This is a genomic window from Leptolyngbya sp. UWPOB_LEPTO1 (genome assembly GCF_017302695.1).
Classification (GTDB): Bacteria; Cyanobacteriota; Cyanobacteriia; order Leptolyngbyales; family Leptolyngbyaceae; genus Leptolyngbya; species Leptolyngbya boryana.
In genome coordinates, this window is the sequence record NZ_JAFLCJ010000003.1 from 390,015 (window position 1) to 412,346 (window position 22,332).

Below are 22,332 nucleotides of genomic sequence, written 5' to 3' on the forward strand. Positions count from 1 at the left end.
GAGCAGGATAAACCATTAGGTCGCTTGTAAGAAATTGAAACCTCAATTGGGATGAAACTACTTTTGATTCATGGGCTGTCTCGCAGTCCGTTTTCTCTACTCACTTTGGAACGGCGGTTACAACAAGCGGGATGGACAACAGAACAGTTTGCTTACGCGGCTGTTCTAGAATCCTATGATCAAATCGTTGAACGTCTGAGATCGCGGTTAGATGCGATCGCAGATCGAGAACCTTACGGAATTGTCGCGCACTCGCTCGGTGGATTGTTAACGCGATCGGCATTGGGAAAAATCCGCTCAGCCTTGCCCAAACAGATTGTGATGCTCGGAACTCCCAATCGTCAGCCTCGGCTTGCAACCTTCGCGAATCAGATTCCTCTGTTTCAATGGTGGACAGGTCAGTGTGGCGCAAATCTCGCAGATCCAGCCTTTTTTGACAAATTGCCTCCGCTCACGTCGTCCTATACCATCATTGCCGGAACCAGCGGTCTTAGAGGAGCATGGAGTCCCTTTGGAACAGATGTGAACGATGGCATTGTGGCATTGAATGAAACCTATCTGTCGAGCCGCGATCGCGTGATTACTTTCCCGGTGTATCACACGTTTATGATGAACGATCAACGCATTCAAGAAACCGTGGTTCAAGCATTCGATGGGCGTGTATAACGATGCTTCACACCGGGAGGAAAATACTCTGGATCACCTGTTGTTTTTAGGGTGATTTGAGGAAGTTGATAGGCTTGAGGAACATAGTTCGCAAATTCACTATTCAGCCGTTGTAACTGCTGCAAAATTGCGATCGCGATCGCTTGCTGTTTCTCTTCACTTGCCGTGACATTCGGTGCTAGCTCTACGACGATCGAGAAAATAGAATTACGATCGTCATCCTCTTTCACTTGCATGACAAACTTACCGGTGACCCAATCACAAATCGGAGATTGTTCGAGTCCGACACTGACATTTTCCGGATAGACATTTGCTCCAAAGTAAGACACAGTAAATGCCGATCGACCAAAAACATAGACAAATGGCAGGGGATGTATGCCTCGATCGCCTTGAAGTTCCTGAATCGGATCAAATCCTTGTGCTGCGAGAAACCCGATCATTTGCTCGTATGTGAGCACTCCTCCATTATCTGCAATGTGGTAGCGAATCAGCGGCAGTCCACTATCGCCAGAAAACAACAATGTTCCATCTTGGACTTCAAAGAATCGGCTCAACGGATCATACTGAACTAAAGTCGGTAAACGAGATTCCCCAAACAATTCACGAGCAGCATCGGGATGCTCTGCTAGCCAGCGACGAATACAAATACTCAAAGGCGTTTCATTTCCTAGCACACCTGCATCCGCAGTTCCATACAAGCTCGCAGAATCATAGTTAATATTCGTCGAGCCAATCCGTTGCCCAACCAGCGATCGCCAAGCTTCACTAAACACTTCTCCCGCCGATACCCATTTGATGTGATAGTTCTGCCAGGGAACTCCCTGAGCAATGCCACTATCAATCACATCTTTGAGAAAGGGCGGATATCCGAGTAAAACAACTTGCTCAAATTCTGGTGCTAATGCTTCTAGCACTCGAAAAATCTCAGCCTTTTGATTGCCAGGAGTAATCACGGTGATTGGATAGCCTTTACTTGCAACATGCCGACAGCAGCTTGCAGTAAACATTCCTCCGACCCAAGTTCCTAGCGCAAAACATACGATCGCGAGTGTACGTTTCTGATCGGCTTGAAAGCTATCGTGAAAAATCTGTTCAAATCGAGTAGCAATTTGAAATTCATCTGAGAGCGATCGAGGAAAAAAGCTCGGCTGTCCAGTTGAGCCAGAAGAGACTGCAATCATATCACAAGCTTCTAACTTGCCATTGCGGCAAAGTTGAGCCAGTGAATAACGTTTGAGGTAAGAAGATTTAGTTGTGAGTGGAAGGGTCTGAAAATCAGCAAAAGTTTGAATCGATGCTGGATCGATGTTGTGTTCTTGCAAAAACGATCGATAAGCCGGGACATGAGCTGCAACCGTCTGAAACAGCCGAATAACCTCTGTTTCTGCTTCGCCTGGAGTCGAGCGAAGCCGATCGCTCAGCGGAGTTGTGAGAAAGGATTGAAGCGAGGAAAGCATTGATTGTGATGGTGAAGAGTCCATGGGTAAGATTGAATCGCTACTGTTGCTCAACATTGGAATGGGTCGATGAAAATAGACGCTCTGCCAAAAGATGAGCAATGAATTGGTGGAATGCAGCCGCTAGCTGAGGATGATTTTTCTGCATCGCTTGTAAGTTTTGTTTGGAAAGACAATATAGACTGCTTCCTTTATCTGCGATCGCGCTCACCAAGCGAACACTATCTTGATAAAACTCAACTTCTCCTAGCACCGTACCAGAACTCAAAGTCCGCACCCGTTTAGGTTCTCCAGAGGTAGACTGGCTCAAGAGGCTCATCTGACCATTCTCTAAAAAATACAGCGTGTCTGCTGCTGCTCCTGGGGTAAATAAGATGTGATTTTCTGGGATCTGAAGTGGCTCAAGATAGCTCATAAATTGCCGAGTCTCTTCCTTTGAAAGCATCAAAAGCTCTGGGATTTGCAGAGTCAGAGGCAGAAATCGCCTTCTTCTCAATTGAATTGCTTTGAGAATCTGTTCTTCGCACCACTCAATTCCTCGATCGAGGTCAGGAAATCGACGACAGATCGGATCATCTTCGACTTTCAAACAATCATTCTGAATGAATTGCCGCTCAAGTTCAGGCGGAAGATGCGTAAAGACTAAATGTAAATCTTGTTGCTGGGCAAAGCGGCGGAGTTTGACAAAGCTAGAAACAGCAGATGAATCCAATCCATTAATCAGGTGAAAATCAAAGACGAGATAACGAATGGGCGTTTTCGCGCGTGCCAAGACATCTCGCACGTGGTTGAGGAATGTATTCGATGTGCCAAAAAAGATATATCCGCGAAGACATAAGATATAAATTTGCTGCCCTTGCTGACGCAGAATTCGCTGTTGTTGAAACGATCTCTCAAAATTACTAGGGCGATTGTTGCCAAACATCTCAGAATGGATTAAAGGCGTACGGCTATAGTTCACAGCAAAGATGAGACAAGCAATCACAAGTCCAGCCCCGACTCCTTGCAGAAAACCTGATCCAGCAATAATCACCAAAATCAAGATAATCAGCGTGTACTCGATCGTCGGTAATCTCTTCCGAGCGTTGTAGAGCCATTCAATCAAGGAGTTGAGACCAATATAGAACAGGAGTCCTCCCAACAGTGGCTTCGGAACAAAGGCAATCACCTCAGTTCCTAAAAACAGAAATGCAGCGCAAAACAGGCTAGCAACGATGCCTGATAATCGACCAGTCGCCCCGGCAGAACGATTCAAAACACTGCGATTAAAAGACAGAAAGCCGACCATTCCGCCTCCAATTCCGGCTGCTAAGTTCGCAACGCCACAGGTTTTCAGTTCTCGATTGATATCAATGTCTTGTTGGCTGATGAGTTCTAATCCTGTAGCATTCAGCAGTGTTGAAAGTGCCAGGACGCACATCATTGCGAGCAGGCTGGGAATCTCCTTCCACAAAACCCGCCAATCAATCTGCAACACACTTGGCAATCCAGTAAAAGACTCCTGCTGGTTGATGCTGGACGCTGAAAATAACCAATCTTCAGCTCTTGCTTGTTCTAAAGAAATTCCCATACTTCCCAGCACGAGATAGGTCAGCACAAACCCTGCAAGCAAAAATGCAGGAACGACAAGATAGTGGTTATACCGACTAAGAACGAGTTTGAGCAGCAGCGCAAATCCCGCAGCAGATAGCCAATGAAGCAAATGGCTCAAGTGAAATAAGGCGCTAAAATTTTCAAATTCTAAAGCTATCCCAGTCGTGACAACAAATCCACCGCGAATGATCAGCCAACCCGCTCCAGCGAGGAATCCCCCAATCACAGGGTAAGGAATAAAGCGAACAAATTGTCCTAGCTGTAAATAGTTCAGTCCGATTAAGAAAATACCAGACACAATAGAACTGATCACCAGCATTGTCCAGACAGTTGGTAAAAGACTGGGTGCATTGCTTAACTGAGATGCAATTGCGCTTGCCATCAGGGCGAGAATGGCAGAGGTATTAGAATCTGGACCTGCGATCGCGCAGGTAAAAGAACTCTTCAGCGCAACCGCAATCCCAACGATCGTGGCACTAATCAGAGCACTATAAATGCCAGCAGACAGATGAGTGCTCAGACTACCAGAGAAAATCAGCGCTGCGAAGGATAGACTATACGTAACACACACTAACCCAGAAATTAGCCCTGCCAGAATGTTCGGAAAAACAGGCGACTGGACGGAGCGGTTAAAGTATTTAGAAATCATCAGAGAAGCTTTGTCTTGAAAGTTCACGACAAACTGAGAGAAGGATCTGAACTTGATAGGCTCGTCAAGCCTTCCTGACGAATAGACTGTTGAGCGTCACAATCTATAAGGGTTTGAGCCATGAATCTAGTCTTCAACTGCTCTCTACTCTACAATTTGGTTGTCGTGGAAGGATCATAACATCATTATTTCCTCCAATTTACTACGGAATCGATCGGCTAACTTGAACTTAGTCAGTTGTCAACTGCTCGATTTCTAGCCCAATGCGAAAGAGGTCAAACAATGCTTTCGTCTTCAAAACAGGAAGCCAAGGGTACACCTGTGATTGCAAGTCTCACTGCTGGGCTGATTCTCGGGATCATCAAACAGCAATGCTTTCGTACTATCTGTTGAATGAAGCCGGATTGCTGGTTCTGGAATTGCCGAAAGTGATCTGGCAAAAAGTCTAAGAGAATAGGCAAAACTCAATCACTACGCACGAAAGCCTGGCGACTAATGGATAAAGTCGAGCTTAGGAACTTAGTACAAGTATATTTTCCTTGAATATAAACCCTACTAAAGTAAATCTGCTTTTAAAGGGTTTAATTGTATCTCAGGGAACAATTTGAATTTGTTCGCTGATGTTGTGTTTTCGACTTCAAACGCTCTTGATGTCGTTATGATCAGGGTTTGCAAGACTGAATCTTGAGAGAACCTGTGTTTGCATTGGTTAAAAAATGTAGTGAGGGCTTTGAACTCGTGAACTTATTTGATCAGCGTGATTCCGCCGCACCGCTTGCTGCAAGAATGCGTCCAAGAACGATCGATGAATTTGTTGGACAAACTGCGATCGTCGGTCAAGGACGCCTACTCCGTCGCGCGATTCAAGCTGATCAATTGTCATCTCTGATTTTCTACGGGCCTCCTGGCACTGGAAAGACGACGCTTGCTCAAATTATTGCGAACACAACGCAAGCTTACTTTATTGCGATTAATGCTGTTCTTGCCGGGATTAAAGATATTCGCGATGCGATCGCAACTGCGCAAGAACGGCGCAAAACCTTCAATCAACGCACAATTTTATTCGTTGATGAAGTTCATCGATTCAACAAAGCTCAGCAAGATGCATTGCTGCCTTGGGTTGAAAATGGAACAGTTATCCTCATCGGTGCAACAACCGAAAATCCCTATTTTGAGGTGAATAAAGCTTTAGTTAGTCGATCGCGTCTTTTTCAACTGAAACCGCTTGCTTCAGAAGATCTAAAGCAAGTCGTTGAACAGACTCTTCACGATTCCGAGCGAGGATATGGAAACTTGAAGATTCAGATAGATGCCGATGCGATCGCTCATCTGGTTAACATTGCGAATGGCGATGCTCGATCATTGCTCAATGCTTTAGAGCTTGCAGTTGAAACTACCCCACCGAATCAGCAAGGTATCATTCACATCACGGTTGCCATTGCTGAAGAATCCATTCAGCAACGAGCCGTGCTTTACGACAAAGAAGGCGATGCCCATTTCGATACGATTAGTGCTTTCATTAAAAGCTTGCGCGGTTCTGATCCGGATGCTGCGCTGTATTGGTTAGCTCGAATGATTTATGCCGGAGAAGATCCGCGATTTATCTTGCGCCGTATGTTGATTTTAGCGAGTGAAGATGTGGGCTTAGCAGATCCGAATGCAGTTGTCACAGTCAATGCTTGTGCAGAGGCATTCGATCGAGTGGGAATGCCCGAAGGACGTTATCCCCTAGCTCAAGCAGCGCTCTATCTAGCAAACGCGCCAAAATCGAATAGCGTCATGGGTTTCTTTGATGCACTGTCAGCAGTAGAACGAGAACGCGAATCAGATGTCCCTCTGCATTTGAGAGATCCGAATCGAGATAAAGAAGGCTTTGGACATGGTGCGAACTATCTCTACCCACACTCATATCGCGAACATTGGGTCGCACAGCAATACTTACCCAGTAGCCTGCAAGGGCAAGTCTTTTATCAACCTTCAGATCAAGGCTTTGAAGCAACGATTCGAGATAAAGTCCAGCGCGATCGCGAAGCACAACTGGCAGCTTTTGTCGAAGGAATTGGGGAAAGACTGACGACGAGTCCGAAGAATTCGAGCTTAGATCGATGGCTAGCTCGATCGCTGAGCCAAGTTGGAGAAAGATTGGGAACTGTACGCGATCGCATTTTTGCACTAGCACATCTTCAACGTCATCATCTCGTTCTCGATTTGAATGCAGGCAGTGGATTATTACTTTGGGAAGCAGTTCGCCAAGTTCCTGAAGGAGGAGTATATGGCCATGTAGGAACCGAAAAAGAGTTCGCAGCTCTTAATGAACAAATACAATCCTTACCCGAACTCTCTCGCCCGATTCTTGTTCAAGCGTTACCTCAACCTCTGAAGTTCGATCGCATCATCGGGCGCAATGTACTCTATGCGGAATCGGATAAAGTTAGCGCGATTGCAGCTTTGTCTGCATTACTTGAATCTCATGGTCAAATTGTTTTAGCAGAATCGATGCCAAGGGCTGCCCAACGGTTGTATCAACTTGCTGATCCACTCTGGTTGAAGCCGAAACTATACGATCGCTGGCAACAAGCCGAAGAAGCAATTTATCTGAATCCAGACGATCCAAAACTGAATTGGTCAATTGAAACGTTGCAAGCTAATTTTGAGCAAGCAGGGTTTGAGGTTAAAGTGCAGACTGAGCAGACCCAAACTGAAGTGTATTTATCGCGATCGCTTTTCGATCGCTGGTTCACATCCGGTTCTGATCAACTCACCTATGCTGAACACTTAGCGCAATCCTTGAAGCCTGCGGAAGTAGCGCAGATTCAACAGCTTTTCTCAACTCGCTTGCTCAATCAAACGGTGAAGTGGAAAAGCAGCACTTTATGGCTGCAAGCGAAAAAGCGCCCTTAATGTGAGTTTGATAGAATCAGAGCGAAAGTAAAAGCAATGGAATTCACTATGCTCTCTACTCCTCAACCTTCCACTGTTTCACTCGCGGGCTGTCTGCGGGAAGTGCATCATCTCGCGTTGAACGTCAAAGATTTACAAGTCGCGCGGCATTTTTATGGCACGGTTTTAGGACTGCACGAACTGACCGGGGCAGAAGTGCCTGAGACGTTAAAGGCGGAAGTGGAAGCAGGAAAAATTGCCAATTTCAAAACCCCCGACGGAACGATTATCGATTTATTTTGGGAGCCAGAACTATCGCCACCCGATTCTGACCCGAAACAGCAATTTACTCGAATGAATCATTTTGCATTTGATATTGCGCCCGAATTATTCGATCGAGCCGTTGAAGTGCTCCATCATTACAACGTGCTCATCGATCACGGACCTGTTTCTCGCCCAACCGGACGCGGAATTTATTTTTACGATCCCGATGGATTTATGTTAGAAATTCGCTGCAATCGCCAACCGTAACGCGCTCAACTCAAATCTCCAACATTCTCTGGTAACTTCACCGTTACCCCGAACTTATCTGCTAAAAATCGTGCATCCTCAACAAAGGCATCAGCCCTTCCCGTTTGCTGAATCGCAGGCAATGCCGTCCCCAACAACGCTAAAAAATACGCCTTAATCCGCTGTGGCTTTCGACGGTATGCCACTTTCATCTCATTCTGCAAATCTTCTAGATACACACAAGCAATCTCCGCACGATCGCTCGGCAACGCCTCCACAATCGGCTGAACTCGGTCTAACGCCTGAATAATCAACTCCATCTCATTCGATGCGGTCGGAGCTACGGTCTGCTCGATCGTCTGCACTACTGCATCTGGAGCCACCTTGACCAGTGCCGCCTTGCCTTTGTCGGTCAAATACGCGCGTACCACTTGAAACTCGCGTGTCGCATTATCGTAAACCTTCGCCACCTTGAGATAGCCATCTTCAGCCAGCGTATCCAAGTAATAGCGAATCATCTGCATCGAAGACCCGATCTCATCTGCAATCCCCTCGCCTGTTGTATGTCCGGCATCAATAATCGACAAGATTCGCTGTTGCTTCTCGTTCAATAACATAGAGGGGTCTATTCTAAGAAAGGTTTACACTTTAGCAAATTTTAAGTCGCTCTCCTCCTTGTGTTTGCAAACTTTTAGAAGCTCGCGAAAAAGTGCGGAGATTCACTAAACTTAAATAGATTTGTCATCGACAGAGTTCAGGAGGACTTGTGCGCTTGTTCACGACCGTTGCGGGATTGCGGTGCTATCTAAAATCGGTACAGAAAAAACAGCCCGTGGCGACGGATTCAGCAGAATCGACGATCGGGTTCGTCCCCACAATGGGTGCACTCCACACCGGGCATCTGAGCTTAATTGAGCGCGCACGTCAAGAAAATCAAATCGTTGTTGTCAGCATTTTCGTCAATCCATTGCAGTTTGGCGTGAACGAAGACTTTGGACGGTATCCTCGAACTCTGGAGCGAGATCGTGCCTTGTGCGAACAAGCCGGAGTCGATGTCATATTTGCGCCCACCGTCGCTGAAATGGCGACAGTTCCCCCGATCCAAACTCGGGTTCAACCTCCCGCTGAAATGATGTCCGGTTTATGTGGGGTCGTGCGTCCTGGACACTTTGAAGGGGTAGCGACAATTGTGACAAAATTCTTTAATTTAGTCCAACCCGATCGCGCTTATTTTGGTCAGAAAGATGCCCAACAGCTTGCCATTCTTCAACAAGTCGTTCGAGATTTGAATCTGCCCGTTACGATCGTGCCTTGCCCGATTGTCCGCGAACCAAGCGGTTTAGCGCTGAGTTCCCGGAACCAATATCTTAGTGATGAAGAAAGAATAAAGGCAAGCGCGCTTTATCGAGGATTGTCACAAGCTGAAAAACTATTTCGATCTGGGGAGCGTGTAAGTGCTACCTTAGTGCAGGCAGTTAAACAGGAACTCGAAAAAGTCCCGTCACTGCAACCGGAGTATATCGAACTTGTAGATCCGATGACGCTGAAATCTTTAGACACCGTAACTGATGAGGGCTTGCTTGCATTGGCGGCGCGCCTGGGTTCGACCCGCCTGATCGACAACACAATCTTGCGCGATCGTCGTCCTATTATTGCGATCGATGGACCAGCAGGTGCAGGCAAATCGACCGTAGCACGCAGCGTAGCGAAACAATTGGGACTGTTTTATCTCGATACAGGCGCAATGTATCGGGCGTTAACCTGGTTTGTACTCGAAGCTGGAGTCGATTTGCGCGATGAGCCAGCCGTTGCTGAGTTGGCGCATCAGTGTGAGATCGATTTTCAAACCGATACGGCAATTCCAGTTGTATTGGTGAATGGACAGGATGTAACCCAAGCAATTCGGACTCCGGAAGTGACGGCGCATGTTTCGACGATCGCGGCGCAGGCAGCCGTGCGTGAGGCGTTGGTCAAACAGCAGCAAAGTTATGGTCGGCGCGGCGGCATCGTAGTAGATGGGCGTGACATCGGAACGCATGTTTTTCCAGATGCAGAAGTCAAAATTTATCTGACAGCTTCAATTCAGGAACGGGCGCGACGCAGACAGCTTGATCTCAAAAGTATGGGTCAACCTGCGGCGAATCTCGCAGATTTAGAGCAGGCGATTTTTGAGCGCGATCGCAAAGATAGCACTCGCACAATTTCACCTTTGAGAAAGGCATCAGATGCGATCGAGATTCAATCCGATGCAATGAGTGTAGCGGATGTGCTGAATACGATCGTCAGCCTGTATCAAGAGAAAACTGCTTCTCTCAGCTTAGACTCCTTAGAAATCTAATGTTAGAAATCTAATGGCATTCCCTCTACTTTCTCTGTCGCAGAATTTGCCAGAAAAAGTAGAGGGAATTTTTTGCAGAATGATTCTGAATCTTCTATGCTCGAACAAACTACGGGCGCAAACCTGTTTTACACTTAGCGTCTCTTCGTCTCGTTAACTTTCAGCAATTTCGGGAACTTTCAGCGATTTCGGGATTCCCATCCTCCGGTGACTGCATTATTCCTCGTCTCACGCGCTACCATGAATAAACCGCCACTTTAGGCAATTGTTTCAGGCAAGCTGCTATGGAATCACCGATTAAGGCTGTTCAGTCCTCGACTTACTATGGCGATGCGTCTTATCGCACGCCCCCTCCAGACCTCGCATCTTTGATGCTGAAAGAGCGCATTGTATATCTCGGTGGACCTCTGCACTCGATCGATGAATATCGCAGAAACCCCAACCAAGACTACACTCGTCTGATCATCGCACAGCTCTTATATCTGCAATTCGACGATCCCGAAAAACCGATCTTCTTCTATATCAATTCCACCGGAACCTCGTGGCAAGGAGAAACGATTGGGTTTGAAACCGAAGCGTTTGCAGTCTGTGACACGATTAATTACATCAAACCTCCCGTTCACACGATCTGCATCGGTCAAGCAGTCGGAACGGCGGCAATGATTCTCTCTGCCGGAACCAAAGGCTTCCGAGCTAGTCTTCCTCATGCCACGATCGTGCTCAATCAACCCAAATCGGGCACACGCGGACAAGCGACAGATATTCAAATTCGAGCAAAAGAAGTCCTCGACAACCGCGCGGCAATCCTGGACATTCTTTCTAAGAACACCGGACAGTCGATCGAGAAAATCATCAAAGACACCGATCGCACCTTCTATCTAACTCCGCAAGAAGCAAAAGGATATGGGCTAATCGATCGGGTTCTCGAAAGCACCAAGGAATTACCCAAACCTGTTGCTGCCTTGACATAATTCGAGGAATAGGGGAATGGGGAGAATTTAAACGGATTCCCCACTCCCCCACTCCCCACTCCCACCTTCTACTTCTTTTGCCCTATGCAAGTTCCTTACCGCCTCCCCGGCAGTCAAATGGTGCAGTGGGTGGACATTTACACCCGCATGGCATTCGAGCGAATCATTTTCCTCGATGACGAAATCGACGACAACAACGCCAATGGGATCGTTGCACTCTTGCTGTATCTCAATTCAGAAGACGCAACCAAACCCATTTATCTCTACATCAACTCTCCTGGTGAAGCCTTTGGAGGAGTCTCGTCGCTCGCGGCGAGTATGGCAATCTACGACACGATGCAATACATCAAAGCACCCGTTCATACGATTTGTATGGGAATGGCAGCGAGTAGCGCCGTCTTGTTATTGTCGTCCGGTACAAAAGGCTCAAGGCTGAGTTTGCCGAACGCTGAAATTGTGCTGTCTCCGCAATACGGGCGATCGCGCGGTCAAGCCACAGACATTCAAGTGGATGCGAAAAAGGTACTTGCCGATCGCGCAACGTTCCTCGAAATTCTCTCGATGAATACGGGGCAATCAGTTGAGAAACTGACCAAAGATCTCGATCGCAGATTCTATCTCACTGCTCAAGAAGCAAAAGACTACGGACTCATCGATCGAGTTCTGGAAAGCCCCAAAGAGTTACCCAAGCAAATTCCCGCTTTAGTTTAATTAACAAAAGAGACTGTCCTATGCCAATTGGAACTCCCAAAGTCCCGTATCGTTTGCCAGGTAGCTCCTATGAGCAATGGATCGATATCTATCAGCGCTTAAGCTTAGAGCGCATCATTTTCTTGAGCCAAGACGTAGATGACAATATCGCTAACCAAATCGTGGCGATCATGCTCTACCTCGACTCTGAAGATCCGACGAAACCGATTCAGTTGTATATCAATTCCCCCGGTGGCTCTGTCACAGCAGGGATGGCGATCTACGACACCATGCAGCACATCAAATCTGAAGTGATCACCATTTGTGTGGGTCTAGCAGCCTCAATGGGTGCATTCTTACTTGCCGCTGGCAGCAAAGGCAAACGGGTTGCATTGCCGCACACCCGGATCATGATTCACCAGCCGTTAGGGGGAACCGGTCGTCAGCAGGCAACCGACATCGAAATCGAAGCGAGAGAAATCATTCGGATGCGTCGGCAACTGAATGAAATGCTGGCTGAGCGTACAGGTCAACCGCTGGAGAAGATTGAGCGGGATACCGATCGCGATTATTTCATGTCTGCTGCTGAAGCAAAAGAATATGGATTAATCGATCGCGTGATCGAAACCGTTTAATGATGATTTGCAGTGTGCTCTAGCAAATTTTGTTCGCTAGAGTGAATGATTCAGCACGATTCGTCAAATCTGCGATACACCAAATTCAAAAACAAGTGGCAGAATGCAAATAGTTCTGCCCTTTTTTGTATTCATGAACATTGCTGATTCTTATCGACTCTTAGGATTGAGGGCAGGAGCGACCTACGAAGACATCAAAACTGCTTATCGTCGGCTCGCCCGTCAACTGCATCCTGATCTGAATCCAAATGACGATCGCGCAAAAGAACGCTTCATCCGCATCACTGAGGCATATCAATTTTTGCTGAGCATTCTGCCTGCTGAAGTGTCATCCCAAGATCCCCCTGTTGCAGCAGAACCCGCAGAAATCAAAGTCAAAGTTCATAAAGTCGCACAGAATCCCGATGCGCCAGAACTCTCATTGGTCGATCGCCATCTTCTACAGTCGTCCTATGAGCAACTGCAAGACTTATTCAAACAAAAGAAATTCCCGCGCGCAATTGCTTTAGCAGAAGGATTAGCGCAACGCTTTCCTGATCACCCCGATGTTCGACAATGGCAAGCGATCACTTATCACCGTTGGGGACAACATCTGATTCAAGATCGCGATTATGAAAAAGCCCGGAATTATTTGAAAAAGGCGCTCCGTACTGATCCCCACAATCGCAGACTTTGGGCAGAAATCGAACAAGACTTTCGTCGTCTTGAAGAAAAAATTTATCGACGGCGCTAGCTGCAATTCAGCCAAAAAACGTACTCCGAGGCGCGTATTTTGGTATAGGATGAATGTAGAAGGCTACATTGAGCAAGCTTGCTCTGCGTAGTTTCATATAAATTTTCGACTTTATATAACTCGTTGCCAAGACTTTCACATTTAACAGATTGGCAGTAAAGGTAGATAAAAACTTCACGGTTCTTCAATCATTTCTGACTCGGTTTTTAGAAGTAACCAAACGTTCCCAGGTGCGATTGCTGAATGATCGGTATGTTGATCCATTTGAAAGCAACGGGGTTTTCTGAGTGATTGCGATGTCTCCTCGTCCGGTTGGGCGCAATTGGAACACAGTCAGCTTCCCATCGACGCTGTATCTGATTCCGATTTTGGATCTTCTCCTCTCAAAAGTTCCTAGCCGCTGGCGGGCTGAGGTGCGGTTAGGACTCCAAGAAGCTCTTGTCAATGCCGCAAAACACGGGAATTGCCTTGATCCTGGCAAAAAAGTTCTAATTCAGTTTTCAATGGTCGCTGATGAGTATTGGTGGATCATTTCAGATCAGGGATGCGGTTTTGATGCTCCGGTCTGCTGTTGTGAAGAAGAAGTTGAAGGTCAACTCCCTTGCTACGAAGGTGAATCAGGGCGGGGATTGTATATCTTATATCAGGTTTTTGACCAAGTTGAATGGAACGAAGAAGGAACGGAATTGCGACTCTGTAAGCAAATTCGGAATTCTGCTCGCTTGCCTTTAGTAGTTTAGTACTAATGTTCTTTTACGTCAATTGAATTCTGTCAGAAATAACTCTTTAGGCCTTTTGATCTGGGTTCTTTAGCATTCCTAGAATTGTCTGTACGTTTCGACTTCTGCAATGTAGACGAGTCATTGCGGTATTTTTTTGCTATCTTGGCAGAGCAGATTGCCCGATCGCGGATTATTTAAGTGCAATGAAAACGAAACGGTTAGAGCTATTTTTGTTGGCAGGTTGTTCGTGTCTGATTACATTGTTGACCCAACCGATTGCGAGTGCGATCGCATCTCCTCCAACGTTGCCCCATCTTCAAGCACCGAGACCTGTAGCAGGAGCATTCTGCGGGATCAAGGAAAAAAAACTTCAGGCACAGACAACACTCAACTAGACGCTAAGTTTAGAGGCTAAGTTGATAGGATCCTAAAGGATGTAGGCATTTGCATCAATCTTAAGTAAGATCTTATCAAGGATGCCTACCCGATCATCCTTGCCTGAAAATTGATTGAGTGAGGTTTGAGATGTTAGAGAAGCTTCTCCAGGCGATCGCCATCACAGTACTCTTAGCACTGCTCGCTGGGATTGGTATGCCTAAACCTAAAGAAACATCTAGCCCACTCTTTCATGCTCTCTTCTCATTTCCGATGCGAGAATGGGGATCGATCAATTGATTTTGCACATTACGACTCGCGATCGCGCCGAAATTGCACAGCGAACCGGAGTTTATCGCGCTGATTCTTTGGATACGGAAGGGTTTATTCACTGTTCAACTCAGGAGCAGGTGATTTGGGTTGCCAATCAGTTTTACGCAGGACAGCGTGATCTCGTTTTACTCTGCATTGATCCTCAAAAGGTGAATTCAGAGATTCGATATGAAGCAGTTGAAGGCGTTGGAACTTTTCCGCATATCTATGGCGAATTGAATGCAGATGCGATCGTCAAAATTCTCGACTTTCCACCCCATGCAGATGGGACATTTTTGCTTCCAAATAATCTGTAACTAAAAATCCGAAGTGGTTAGGTTTTGTTAAGATTTTAAAACTTGCCTAACCCTGGAGTTTTTTATGTTGCGCCTCGAACACGTTAGTAAGATCTATCCCACTGGCGAAGTCCTAAAAGACATTAACTGGGAAGTCAAACCGGGCGATCGCATTGGGCTAGTCGGTGTGAATGGCGCAGGCAAATCGACGCAGCTCAAAATCATTGCAGGCGAAATTGAACCCACCGATGGTGAAGTGATTCGTCCTGCGAGTCTGCATATAGCCTACTTGACGCAAGAATTTGAAGTCGATCCCACGCGCACTGTCCGGGAAGAATTTTGGCGTGCCTTCAAAGAGGCAAACGAGGTGCATGAAGCGCTATCTAAAGTGCATGTGGCGATGGAATCCGCAACGCCAGAAGAGTTAGACAAGTTGCTGAACAAAATGGATCGGCTGCAGCGGCAATTCGAGGCGATGGATGGGTATGGGCTAGAAACTCGGATTGAGAAAATTTTGCCCGAAATGGGATTTGATTCTGATGATGGAGATCGTTTGGTCAGCGCTTTCAGTGGCGGCTGGCAGATGCGGATGAGTTTGGGCAAGATTCTCCTTCAATCGCCTGATCTCTTACTCCTTGACGAGCCGACGAACCATTTGGATTTAGAAACGATCGAATGGTTAGAAAACTATCTCAAAGACCTTTCTACTCCAATGGTGATTGTGTCTCACGACCGAGAATTTCTTGATCGACTCTGCACCCAAATTGTGGAAACTGAGCGCGGTGTATCGACCACGTATCTCGGCAATTACTCCGCTTACTTGCAACAGAAGCAGGAACAGCGAGACGCACAAATGAGCGCATTTGAGCGGCAGCAAAAAGAATTGGAGAAACAACAGGCATTTGTCGATCGCTTCCGTGCCAGTGCGACTCGAAGCACGCAGGCAAAGAGCCGCGAAAAACAACTCGATAAAATTGAGCGGATCGAAGCGCCCGATTCTGATGTGAGAACGCTGCATTTTCGATTCCCGCCCGCACCCCGAAGCGGACGTGAAGTGGTGATCATTGAAGATCTCACGCATATGTATGGCGACAAAATTCTGTTCTTAGGCGCAGAGTTGCTGATTGAACGTGGGGATCATATTGCCATTCTCGGACCCAACGGAGCTGGAAAATCAACCCTGCTGCACCTCATGACCGGAAGTGAACAGGCAGTCGAAGGCACCATTAAGTTAGGGGATCACAACGTGATTCCCAGTTATTTTGAGCAAAATCAGGCGGAAGCACTGGATTTGAATAAAACCGTCGCCGATACAATTCACGATGAAGTCCCAGATTGGAAAAATGAGGAAGTTCGCACACATTTAGGGCGATTTCTGTTTAGTGGTGATACCGTTTTCAAGAAGGTAGAATCACTCAGCGGAGGAGAAAAAGCGCGGTTGGCATTAGCAAAAATGCTGCTTCAACCCGCTAATTTGCTGATTCTGGATGAGCCAACGAATCATTTAGATATTCCTGCCAAAGAAATGTTAGAAGAAGCGATTCAAAATTACGATGGCAGTGTCGTCATCGTGTCGCACGATCGCTACTTTATCTCTCGAACTGCCAACAAAATCGTCGAGATTCGAGACGGCGAACTCCGCTTGTACCGGGGAGATTACCACTACTACCTGGATAAAATCGCTGAGGAGAAAGAGAAAGCCAGATTAACCGCGATCGAGGCTGAAAAAGAAGCGAAAGCTGCCGAAAAACGCGCGAAGCAGAAAGAAAAAGAAAAAACGAAAAAAGCTCAAAGAAGCGCGTAATTTCCAGAAAAAACCGCTAAGATTCAAAGCATTAGAATTCGAGAAAACGATTTGTGATCAATCTTTGACTTGATCGCAAATCGTTGATTCTTCTGAGTAGTTTTCCTAGCAAGATTTAAGAAGTAAATCAACTTGTTAAGAAATTGTTAACAAAAGAGCGAAGTTGATTTTTATATGCAGGGAAAACGCGAAGGATTACTGAGCAATGCTATGATTTGCGGAGAATATTTCAGTGAAAGGGCAGAAAAATATGGGGCAAGCGCCTGTTTCTCCTGTGGTGCTTATTATTCTGGATGGCTGGGGCTACCGCGATAGTCGCGATGGCAACGCGATCGCGCAGGCGAAGACTCCGGTGATGGATAGTCTGTGGGCAGCGTATCCGCACACGTTAATTCGGACTTCTGGTCGAGATGTCGGATTACCCGATGGGCAAATGGGCAATTCAGAAGTCGGACACCTGAACATCGGGGCAGGGCGCGTCGTCCCTCAAGAATTGGTGCGGATTTCTGATGCAGTCGAGACTGGAACGCTGTCACAGAATCCAAAGTTAGTCGAAGTTTGTCAAACTGTGCAGCATCGGAAGACGAAGTTGCATCTAGTTGGGTTATGTTCGACGGGTGGCGTTCATTCTCACATTTCTCACTTGGTTGGATTGCTCAACTTAGCGAAGTCACAAGGACTGGAAGAAGTTTATATTCATGCGATCACGGACGGTCGCGATACGCCTCCAAAGGCTGCAATTCAAGAAATCCAGCACTTGCAAGCTGAAATCGACCGCGTCGGGATTGGCAAGATTGTCACCATTAGCGGTCGCTATTATGCGATGGATCGCGATCGCCGTTGGGATCGCGTTGAAAAGGCTTATCGGACGATGACCCAACCCGGAGAGGGAACGGGACAAAGTGCGATCGACGTGCTGAAACAGTCTTACGAAGCAGGCGTGACCGATGAGTTTGTTGAGCCGACTCGACTGGTTGCGGGAGCGATTGAACCTGGCGACGGCATTATTTTCTTTAACTTCCGTCCGGATCGCGCCCGGCAATTGACGCAGGTGTTTGTTGATCCTGCGTTTAACGGATTTGAGAGAACCCTAATCTCTCCGCTGGCATTTGTGACGTTTACCCAATACGATCCCTCGCTTTCGGTCAAGGTCGCATTTGAAGCGCAAAACTTCAACAACATCTTAGGCGAGGTGATCTCTCGTCACGGATTGCGGCAACTGCGCACGGCTGAAACTGAGAAATATGCTCACGTGACTTACTTTTTCAACGGGGGGCTAGAGGAGCCTTTCCCAGGAGAAGATCGCGAGTTAGTTCCGAGTCCAATGGTACTGACTTACGACAAAAAGCCTGCGATGTCGGCGGAAAAAGTCACAGCAGGCGCGATCGCGGCTGTGGAAAAGCGCATCTATTCCATGATTGTGATTAACTATGCCAACCCGGATATGGTGGGGCATACGGGACAAATGGATGCGACGGTAGAAGCGCTAGAAACCGTCGATCGATGTTTGGGGCAATTGCTGGAATCGATTAATCGAGCAGGTGGAACAGCCCTAATCACAGCCGATCACGGCAATGCAGAGGTAATGTGGGATGAAAACCACAATCCTTGGACAGCGCATACGACGAATCCGGTTCCTTTCATTTTGGTGGAAGGAGAGGGCTTAAAGATTCCGGGGCATGGAACTGAAGTTTCTTTGCGAGATGACGGAAGGTTGGCGGATATTGCGCCGACAATTTTGGATATCTTGAAGTTACCGATCCCGGAAGAGATGACAGGTCGATCGCTGATCGAGAAGGCGGAATTTGATGTGAGAGCAAATCGCACACCTGTTAAGATTGCGCGCTAGGTAATTTTCGAGAGTCATGTTTGAACTGTCCCCTAGGTGAAAATTTGCCTGGGGGATTTTTTGTGCAAGGGAAAAGAGTGTGGGTCGATTTGTTGTGCAGCACAATCAATCTGATAGAGAAAGTGGGGAGTGGGGAGTGGGGAGAATCCAGACTCAGAGGACTGACTTTAAAAGAAAAAGATAGAAGCTGGTAAGGCTTCTATCTCCTCTCAAATCTGATGATCTCAATCAAACTGATATTTCTGCTGCAACTCCTCCAATTGACGTTAAGAAGGCTAAGAGTTTTGAGGTTGTGCCAGCGGCGAGCAAAGCTAACTTCACTTGAGCTTTTGCTAGTTCTGCACTTGCAAATAGAGTTGAGCCACCTTGATCAAACAAGCCCGCGACCCAGATGAACGAATCTGGTAACTGCCGCTCGCGAACATCATGATTGCTCGATCGACGTGCATCATCGATCACAATACTGTACGCGACCGTTTGCAAGAGGAAATGACTTGGATAGAGGACAGTTTCTAATCCAGCATTTGCCTTTTTGACTGTGCCTACGTCCCTTGCCCCTTTGACTTTTGCTAGAATTGCCGCTGAGGCTCCTTTCATTGCAATCCAACCTGAAATCGCAATCATTGACCACTGTAATGCTTCGACTGCTGTTCGCAACGCTGCTGGCAAGCTAGACACGTCCCGACGACCCATGATTTCTGCTGCAAGCCCAATTCCACCAAAAGCAGAAGCGAGTCCAAGTGCGACTTCGGGTGGAAAAGCAGGTTCCTCTTCCGAAGCTGCGGAGGCACTTTGATAAAGCGAGATGGCGGATTTCGCAAATGCACCGACGAGTGTGCCAATCCAAGCATATCGCTTGATGTCTGCAACACCAGACTGTACGGTCATGGGAGTGTTAAACGGCAGAATCAACTTCTCTCCTTTCTTAAGGGGAGCTTCTTGGAAAAACACCTTGTAGCTGAGTGTGCCGGGGATCGCGAATAGTAACATCAAGGCATCAATTAACCGGAATGAAGTATCGACTTTCACACCCGGAAGCACCAGATTGACCAACTTCTCAATGAAGGGAAAGCGCACTTTGAGAAATAAAGTATCTCGAAGGACTCCGATGATATCTTTCATCAATTCGAGCGATCGCATTAGCAGATCTCGCAATGTCCGTAACAAGCCAGACAATGCTTCTGCACCGACTGCAATTAAGACATTCCGAATCAATTGAAAATTCAAGTCTTTGCCTGTTGGGATCTGATGGTTAAACAGTGCAGACAAGTCAGCTTCAATCTGCTGCCAGCACGCGAATAGATTGTCCGCTGTATCTGAAAATAGTCCTTTGATAAAAGATTCCGCAGCTTCGGTTGCTTCAGTTATAGGATTTGGACTTTCGATACTGATAATTTGCGAGCCAATATCTTTGATACGCTCATTGATCCAAGCAACTACACTGTTGCCAGTCGCTCGATCAATCAATGTTTGAATCGGAGCTGTGATCGATTGCAAGTCATCCAAAATACTTGCACCAGGAGCGATAGGCGCTAGCTTTTTCGGTGGTACTCCTGCTTCTGTCCGCCAATCTTCGATTTGATTCAATGCTACGTCAAACCCTTTATCGACATGAGTTTTGAGTGTAGAAATCGAAGCTTGAAAATAGCGGAGCGCATCATCTGTTGCCTCGACCATCGCATCGCGCACGTACAGAATATCATTCCAGTCAAAGAGAAGCTTCAGGTGTTCCCAAACCCACTCAGCTTTAATTTTTACTTGTTCCCAAAGCCATTTGAAGAAAGACCCGACTTCTTCTAAGGTTTTGATAGCAAATCGCTTAATTTTGTCTCCCAGTTGGCAAATAAACTCATAAGCTTCTCCAGCTTTTTGGATCACAAACACTGCACCTTTGTAAATGAGGTCGCCCACTCCCTCAAAGAAATCTGCGATCGTATCTCCTAAGTTCGTAAAGAATTCGCCTGCACTCTTGGATTTGACAAGCCGATCGACATCACTCTGCAACGCTGCCTTTAAGCCTTTAGCTGTAGCGATGATCCCCCACTGATACCCTTGTGGTACGGTGTCCGATCGTAATTCAGAACTGTAAGCTGCATTGGGTTCGACGAGCCGCACTCCTGGAGCAACGGTGGTGGTTGAATCAGTGAGTTTTGCGACTTGATTTAATGCAGCCGAGATCGCATCGACTTGAGTCCGATTCGCTCCAGTACGGAAGCTTTCGGATAACAGTGAAAACGTGCCTTCTGGAGTTGTAAAGGTTGCCGATCGCAGATCATCCGCAGTCATCGTTTTGAATCGTTGATGCACACTTGCAGCAGGATTAACTTCGATCGCTTTATCAATCGATTCGACTGAGAAACGATAAATTGCAGGAGTCAGCGATCGCACTGCATCAAATATGCTCACAGCGCCATTGGCATCCGTTTCCGTCTCGATTGACACATTAGGACTGAGAAAGACGGTTTCATTGTTCATCACTACGCTACACAGTACGGATGCTGAAACAGTTACTTTGCGATTCGGTTGGGGTGTTCCTACTGCATCAAGCACTCGAAGTGAAGTGCCATAGCAGGGAATCCGAGTTAGCTCACCCGCATCTACAACGAGAATCGGAGTTTCTTGCCAAACGCCCGTTCCTGCATCTTGCCAAAGATAGCTAGCCCGACTATTCGTGTAAACAATCAATAGAGAAGTTGTTGCATAGTCATCTCCTTGGATCGGTGCAATCTCTTGTACATCCGTGCGCAGGCGTAACGGCGCACTCCAGCCATTCGTCGATCGCTTTACAATGTTCAAGTCACCATTTTGTAGTAATGTCCAAACTGCGATCGTTCCGTCTGCATTATCTCCGATGACTAAATCTTCAACATTTGGTGCTAATTCTGCGGGCACAATTGCTTCAACTTTTGCTTTCGCGGCTTGATCCTGCTCATCGGCTGAGATGAACTGCGTGCCTTGTCCGGCAATGTAGAGATCGCTAGCACCGTCGCGAGTGACAGTTGATTCGAGCACCGTTGCTCCTGCTGGACAAGGTAAAACAACGACGGGAGGAGTCGATACAATCCGCCCTGTCTTGTCATAGGTCGGGAATGGACGGAAAGAAAGCACGCGCTTCCCTCCACTAGTTCCGAGGACATGCAATCCACCTCCAAAGACAGGATGTACTCCAACTTCAAAATCAAAGATTTCTTGCAAAGTCACAGCTGGATTGAAGACAAAAGCTTGATTAAACTTCTGACCTGGTCTTAATAAGTAAACGGCTTCATTTGCACCTTGATTACCTGCCAGTACAATCGTCCAGCTATCTCCATCATCCAAGACTCGAATTGCAGCGAGTCGCATCATGGCGCGAGTTCCACAATCAACCCAAGGAATGTTATCCCAATCGGTATGTTGGCTACTGAGATCATAGGCAACAAAGACGCGACTGAGCGCAGGTTGAACGGGATCGCTGACTGCAACGGAGATCGTAATGCGATCGTCATCTGTCCAGGCAGCACCCAAAGCATGAACTTGAGAATTTCCGAAAGCACGATTGAGATCAAATCGTTTCCAGCCTGAGCTATCTTGGCGAACGAGCGAGAGTTGGTTGCGATTGCCGATCGTTAGCACCATTGGCGTAAGGACAGTAGAACGTCGATCAGGAATCGCAACGACTCGGCGTTGGAAGCGTCCTTGTTGTTGTGGATCAGCGAGATCTTCTCGTCCAAAGGTGCGAGCAGATGCCATGTAATCGATGATATCGGTTGAAACTGTGAAGCGGGTGGATTGTCCTTGCTGGTCGAGAGTGGAAAAGCTAGTAACGTTTGGAGTGTTCATGATTTTATGTTGAAAAAATGAAGTGGATCAGGG

The 22,332-nt window shown here is 47.0% G+C and carries 18 protein-coding genes; 14 read left to right on the plus strand and 4 right to left on the minus strand.

All coding sequences use genetic code 11. The features are described from left to right. The first annotated feature begins 51 nt into the window (after positions 1-51). Entirely contained in the window at positions 52-666 is a 615-nt protein-coding gene (locus tag J0L70_RS07100) for an esterase/lipase family protein (protein ID WP_287453775.1), read from the plus strand. Here the strand turns inward: J0L70_RS07100 and J0L70_RS07105 are convergent. Together J0L70_RS07105 and J0L70_RS07110 are read right to left on the minus strand one after the other, a co-directional pair. Further along, positions 642-2,123: a phenylacetate--CoA ligase family protein gene (locus J0L70_RS07105; protein ID WP_287453777.1), complete on the minus strand. Its 1,482-nt coding sequence runs from the start codon at positions 2,121-2,123 to the stop codon at positions 642-644. The two genes, J0L70_RS07100 and J0L70_RS07105, sit on opposite strands and share 25 nt — an antisense overlap. A 40-nt stretch (positions 2,124-2,163) precedes the next feature. Continuing rightward, positions 2,164-4,392: a SulP family inorganic anion transporter gene (locus J0L70_RS07110; protein WP_017289594.1), complete on the minus strand. Its 2,229-nt coding sequence runs from the start codon at positions 4,390-4,392 to the stop codon at positions 2,164-2,166. 711 nt (positions 4,393-5,103) lie between these two features. On the opposite strand from J0L70_RS07110, the gene J0L70_RS07115 reads away from it, so the two are divergent. Both J0L70_RS07115 and J0L70_RS07120 read left to right on the plus strand, forming a co-directional pair. Further along, complete coding sequence (locus J0L70_RS07115; protein WP_287453778.1) at positions 5,104-7,266, plus strand: AAA family ATPase; 2,163 nt, start codon at positions 5,104-5,106, stop codon at positions 7,264-7,266. Between the two features lie 48 nt (positions 7,267-7,314). Then, positions 7,315-7,776 carry a VOC family protein gene (locus J0L70_RS07120; protein WP_017289597.1) on the plus strand — a complete coding sequence of 154 codons (462 nt, stop codon included), beginning with the start codon at positions 7,315-7,317 and terminating at the stop codon, positions 7,774-7,776. A gap of 5 nt (positions 7,777-7,781) precedes the next feature. On the opposite strand, the gene J0L70_RS07125 is transcribed toward J0L70_RS07120, so the two are convergent. Next, a complete protein-coding gene (locus tag J0L70_RS07125; RefSeq protein ID WP_017289598.1) occupies positions 7,782-8,372 on the minus strand; it encodes a winged helix DNA-binding protein in 591 nt (196 codons plus the stop codon). Between the two features lie 149 nt (positions 8,373-8,521). Between J0L70_RS07125 and J0L70_RS07130 the strand changes: the two genes are divergently transcribed. The 11 genes from J0L70_RS07130 to gpmI all read left to right on the plus strand — a co-directional run bounded on the left by J0L70_RS07130 (position 8,522) and on the right by gpmI (position 18,480). Continuing rightward, positions 8,522-10,093, plus strand: coding sequence for a bifunctional pantoate--beta-alanine ligase/(d)CMP kinase (locus tag J0L70_RS07130; protein WP_017289599.1), 1,572 nt, complete (start codon positions 8,522-8,524; stop codon positions 10,091-10,093). A 284-nt stretch (positions 10,094-10,377) separates the two neighbouring features. Next, positions 10,378-11,064 carry an ATP-dependent Clp protease proteolytic subunit gene (locus J0L70_RS07135; RefSeq protein WP_287453781.1) on the plus strand — a complete coding sequence of 229 codons (687 nt, stop codon included), beginning with the start codon at positions 10,378-10,380 and terminating at the stop codon, positions 11,062-11,064. 84 nt (positions 11,065-11,148) lie between these two features. After that, the gene (locus J0L70_RS07140; protein ID WP_036044782.1) at positions 11,149-11,775 is read left to right on the plus strand and encodes an ATP-dependent Clp protease proteolytic subunit; all 627 of its coding nucleotides are present in this window, start codon (positions 11,149-11,151) and stop codon (positions 11,773-11,775) included. Between the two features lie 20 nt (positions 11,776-11,795). Beyond that, positions 11,796-12,389, plus strand: coding sequence for an ATP-dependent Clp protease proteolytic subunit (locus tag J0L70_RS07145; protein WP_017289602.1), 594 nt, complete (start codon positions 11,796-11,798; stop codon positions 12,387-12,389). Between the two features lie 133 nt (positions 12,390-12,522). Continuing rightward, complete coding sequence (locus J0L70_RS07150; RefSeq protein WP_287453783.1) at positions 12,523-13,122, plus strand: J domain-containing protein; 600 nt, start codon at positions 12,523-12,525, stop codon at positions 13,120-13,122. 296 nt (positions 13,123-13,418) lie between these two features. After that, a complete protein-coding gene (locus J0L70_RS07155) occupies positions 13,419-13,862 on the plus strand; it encodes an ATP-binding protein (RefSeq protein WP_017289605.1) in 444 nt (147 codons plus the stop codon). A gap of 185 nt (positions 13,863-14,047) precedes the next feature. Next, on the plus strand, positions 14,048-14,239 hold the full coding sequence (locus J0L70_RS07160; RefSeq protein WP_017289606.1) for a hypothetical protein: 192 nt from the start codon (positions 14,048-14,050) through the stop codon (positions 14,237-14,239). A gap of 130 nt (positions 14,240-14,369) precedes the next feature. Then, the gene (locus J0L70_RS07165; RefSeq protein ID WP_017289607.1) at positions 14,370-14,519 is read left to right on the plus strand and encodes a QAALIT motif small membrane protein; all 150 of its coding nucleotides are present in this window, start codon (positions 14,370-14,372) and stop codon (positions 14,517-14,519) included. After that, entirely contained in the window at positions 14,501-14,848 is a 348-nt protein-coding gene (locus J0L70_RS07170) for a DUF952 domain-containing protein (protein WP_287453784.1), read from the plus strand. Before J0L70_RS07165 ends, J0L70_RS07170 begins: the two co-directional genes overlap by 19 nt. Before the next feature lie 64 nt (positions 14,849-14,912). Further along, positions 14,913-16,631 (plus strand): ABC-F family ATP-binding cassette domain-containing protein, encoded by a 1,719-nt coding sequence (locus tag J0L70_RS07175; RefSeq protein ID WP_017289609.1) that lies wholly within the window; start codon positions 14,913-14,915, stop codon positions 16,629-16,631. 232 nt (positions 16,632-16,863) lie between these two features. Next, complete coding sequence (gpmI, locus tag J0L70_RS07180; RefSeq protein ID WP_316428113.1) at positions 16,864-18,480, plus strand: 2,3-bisphosphoglycerate-independent phosphoglycerate mutase; 1,617 nt, start codon at positions 16,864-16,866, stop codon at positions 18,478-18,480. Between the two features lie 228 nt (positions 18,481-18,708). Here the strand turns inward: gpmI and J0L70_RS07185 are convergent, their stop codons facing one another. Continuing rightward, positions 18,709-22,299 carry a hypothetical protein gene (locus J0L70_RS07185; protein ID WP_287453785.1) on the minus strand — a complete coding sequence of 1,197 codons (3,591 nt, stop codon included), beginning with the start codon at positions 22,297-22,299 and terminating at the stop codon, positions 18,709-18,711. Between the last annotated feature and the right edge of the window lie 33 nt (positions 22,300-22,332).

Coding starts and splice junctions, on each gene's coding strand:
- J0L70_RS07165 (WP_017289607.1), top strand. CDS start 14,370: ATGTTAGAGAAGCTTCTCCAGGCGATCGCCATCACAGTACTCTTAGCA.
- J0L70_RS07140 (WP_036044782.1), top strand. CDS start 11,149: ATGCAAGTTCCTTACCGCCTCCCCGGCAGTCAAATGGTGCAGTGGGTG.
- J0L70_RS07120 (WP_017289597.1), top strand. CDS start 7,315: ATGCTCTCTACTCCTCAACCTTCCACTGTTTCACTCGCGGGCTGTCTG.
- J0L70_RS07150 (WP_287453783.1), top strand. CDS start 12,523: ATGAACATTGCTGATTCTTATCGACTCTTAGGATTGAGGGCAGGAGCG.
- J0L70_RS07155 (WP_017289605.1), top strand. CDS start 13,419: ATGTCTCCTCGTCCGGTTGGGCGCAATTGGAACACAGTCAGCTTCCCA.
- J0L70_RS07105 (WP_287453777.1), bottom strand. CDS start 2,123: ATGCTTTCCTCGCTTCAATCCTTTCTCACAACTCCGCTGAGCGATCGG.
- J0L70_RS07170 (WP_287453784.1), top strand. CDS start 14,501: ATGGGGATCGATCAATTGATTTTGCACATTACGACTCGCGATCGCGCC.
- J0L70_RS07100 (WP_287453775.1), top strand. CDS start 52: ATGAAACTACTTTTGATTCATGGGCTGTCTCGCAGTCCGTTTTCTCTA.
- J0L70_RS07145 (WP_017289602.1), top strand. CDS start 11,796: ATGCCAATTGGAACTCCCAAAGTCCCGTATCGTTTGCCAGGTAGCTCC.
- J0L70_RS07135 (WP_287453781.1), top strand. CDS start 10,378: ATGGAATCACCGATTAAGGCTGTTCAGTCCTCGACTTACTATGGCGAT.
- J0L70_RS07185 (WP_287453785.1), bottom strand. CDS start 22,299: ATGAACACTCCAAACGTTACTAGCTTTTCCACTCTCGACCAGCAAGGA.
- J0L70_RS07160 (WP_017289606.1), top strand. CDS start 14,048: ATGAAAACGAAACGGTTAGAGCTATTTTTGTTGGCAGGTTGTTCGTGT.
- J0L70_RS07125 (WP_017289598.1), bottom strand. CDS start 8,372: ATGTTATTGAACGAGAAGCAACAGCGAATCTTGTCGATTATTGATGCC.
- J0L70_RS07175 (WP_017289609.1), top strand. CDS start 14,913: ATGTTGCGCCTCGAACACGTTAGTAAGATCTATCCCACTGGCGAAGTC.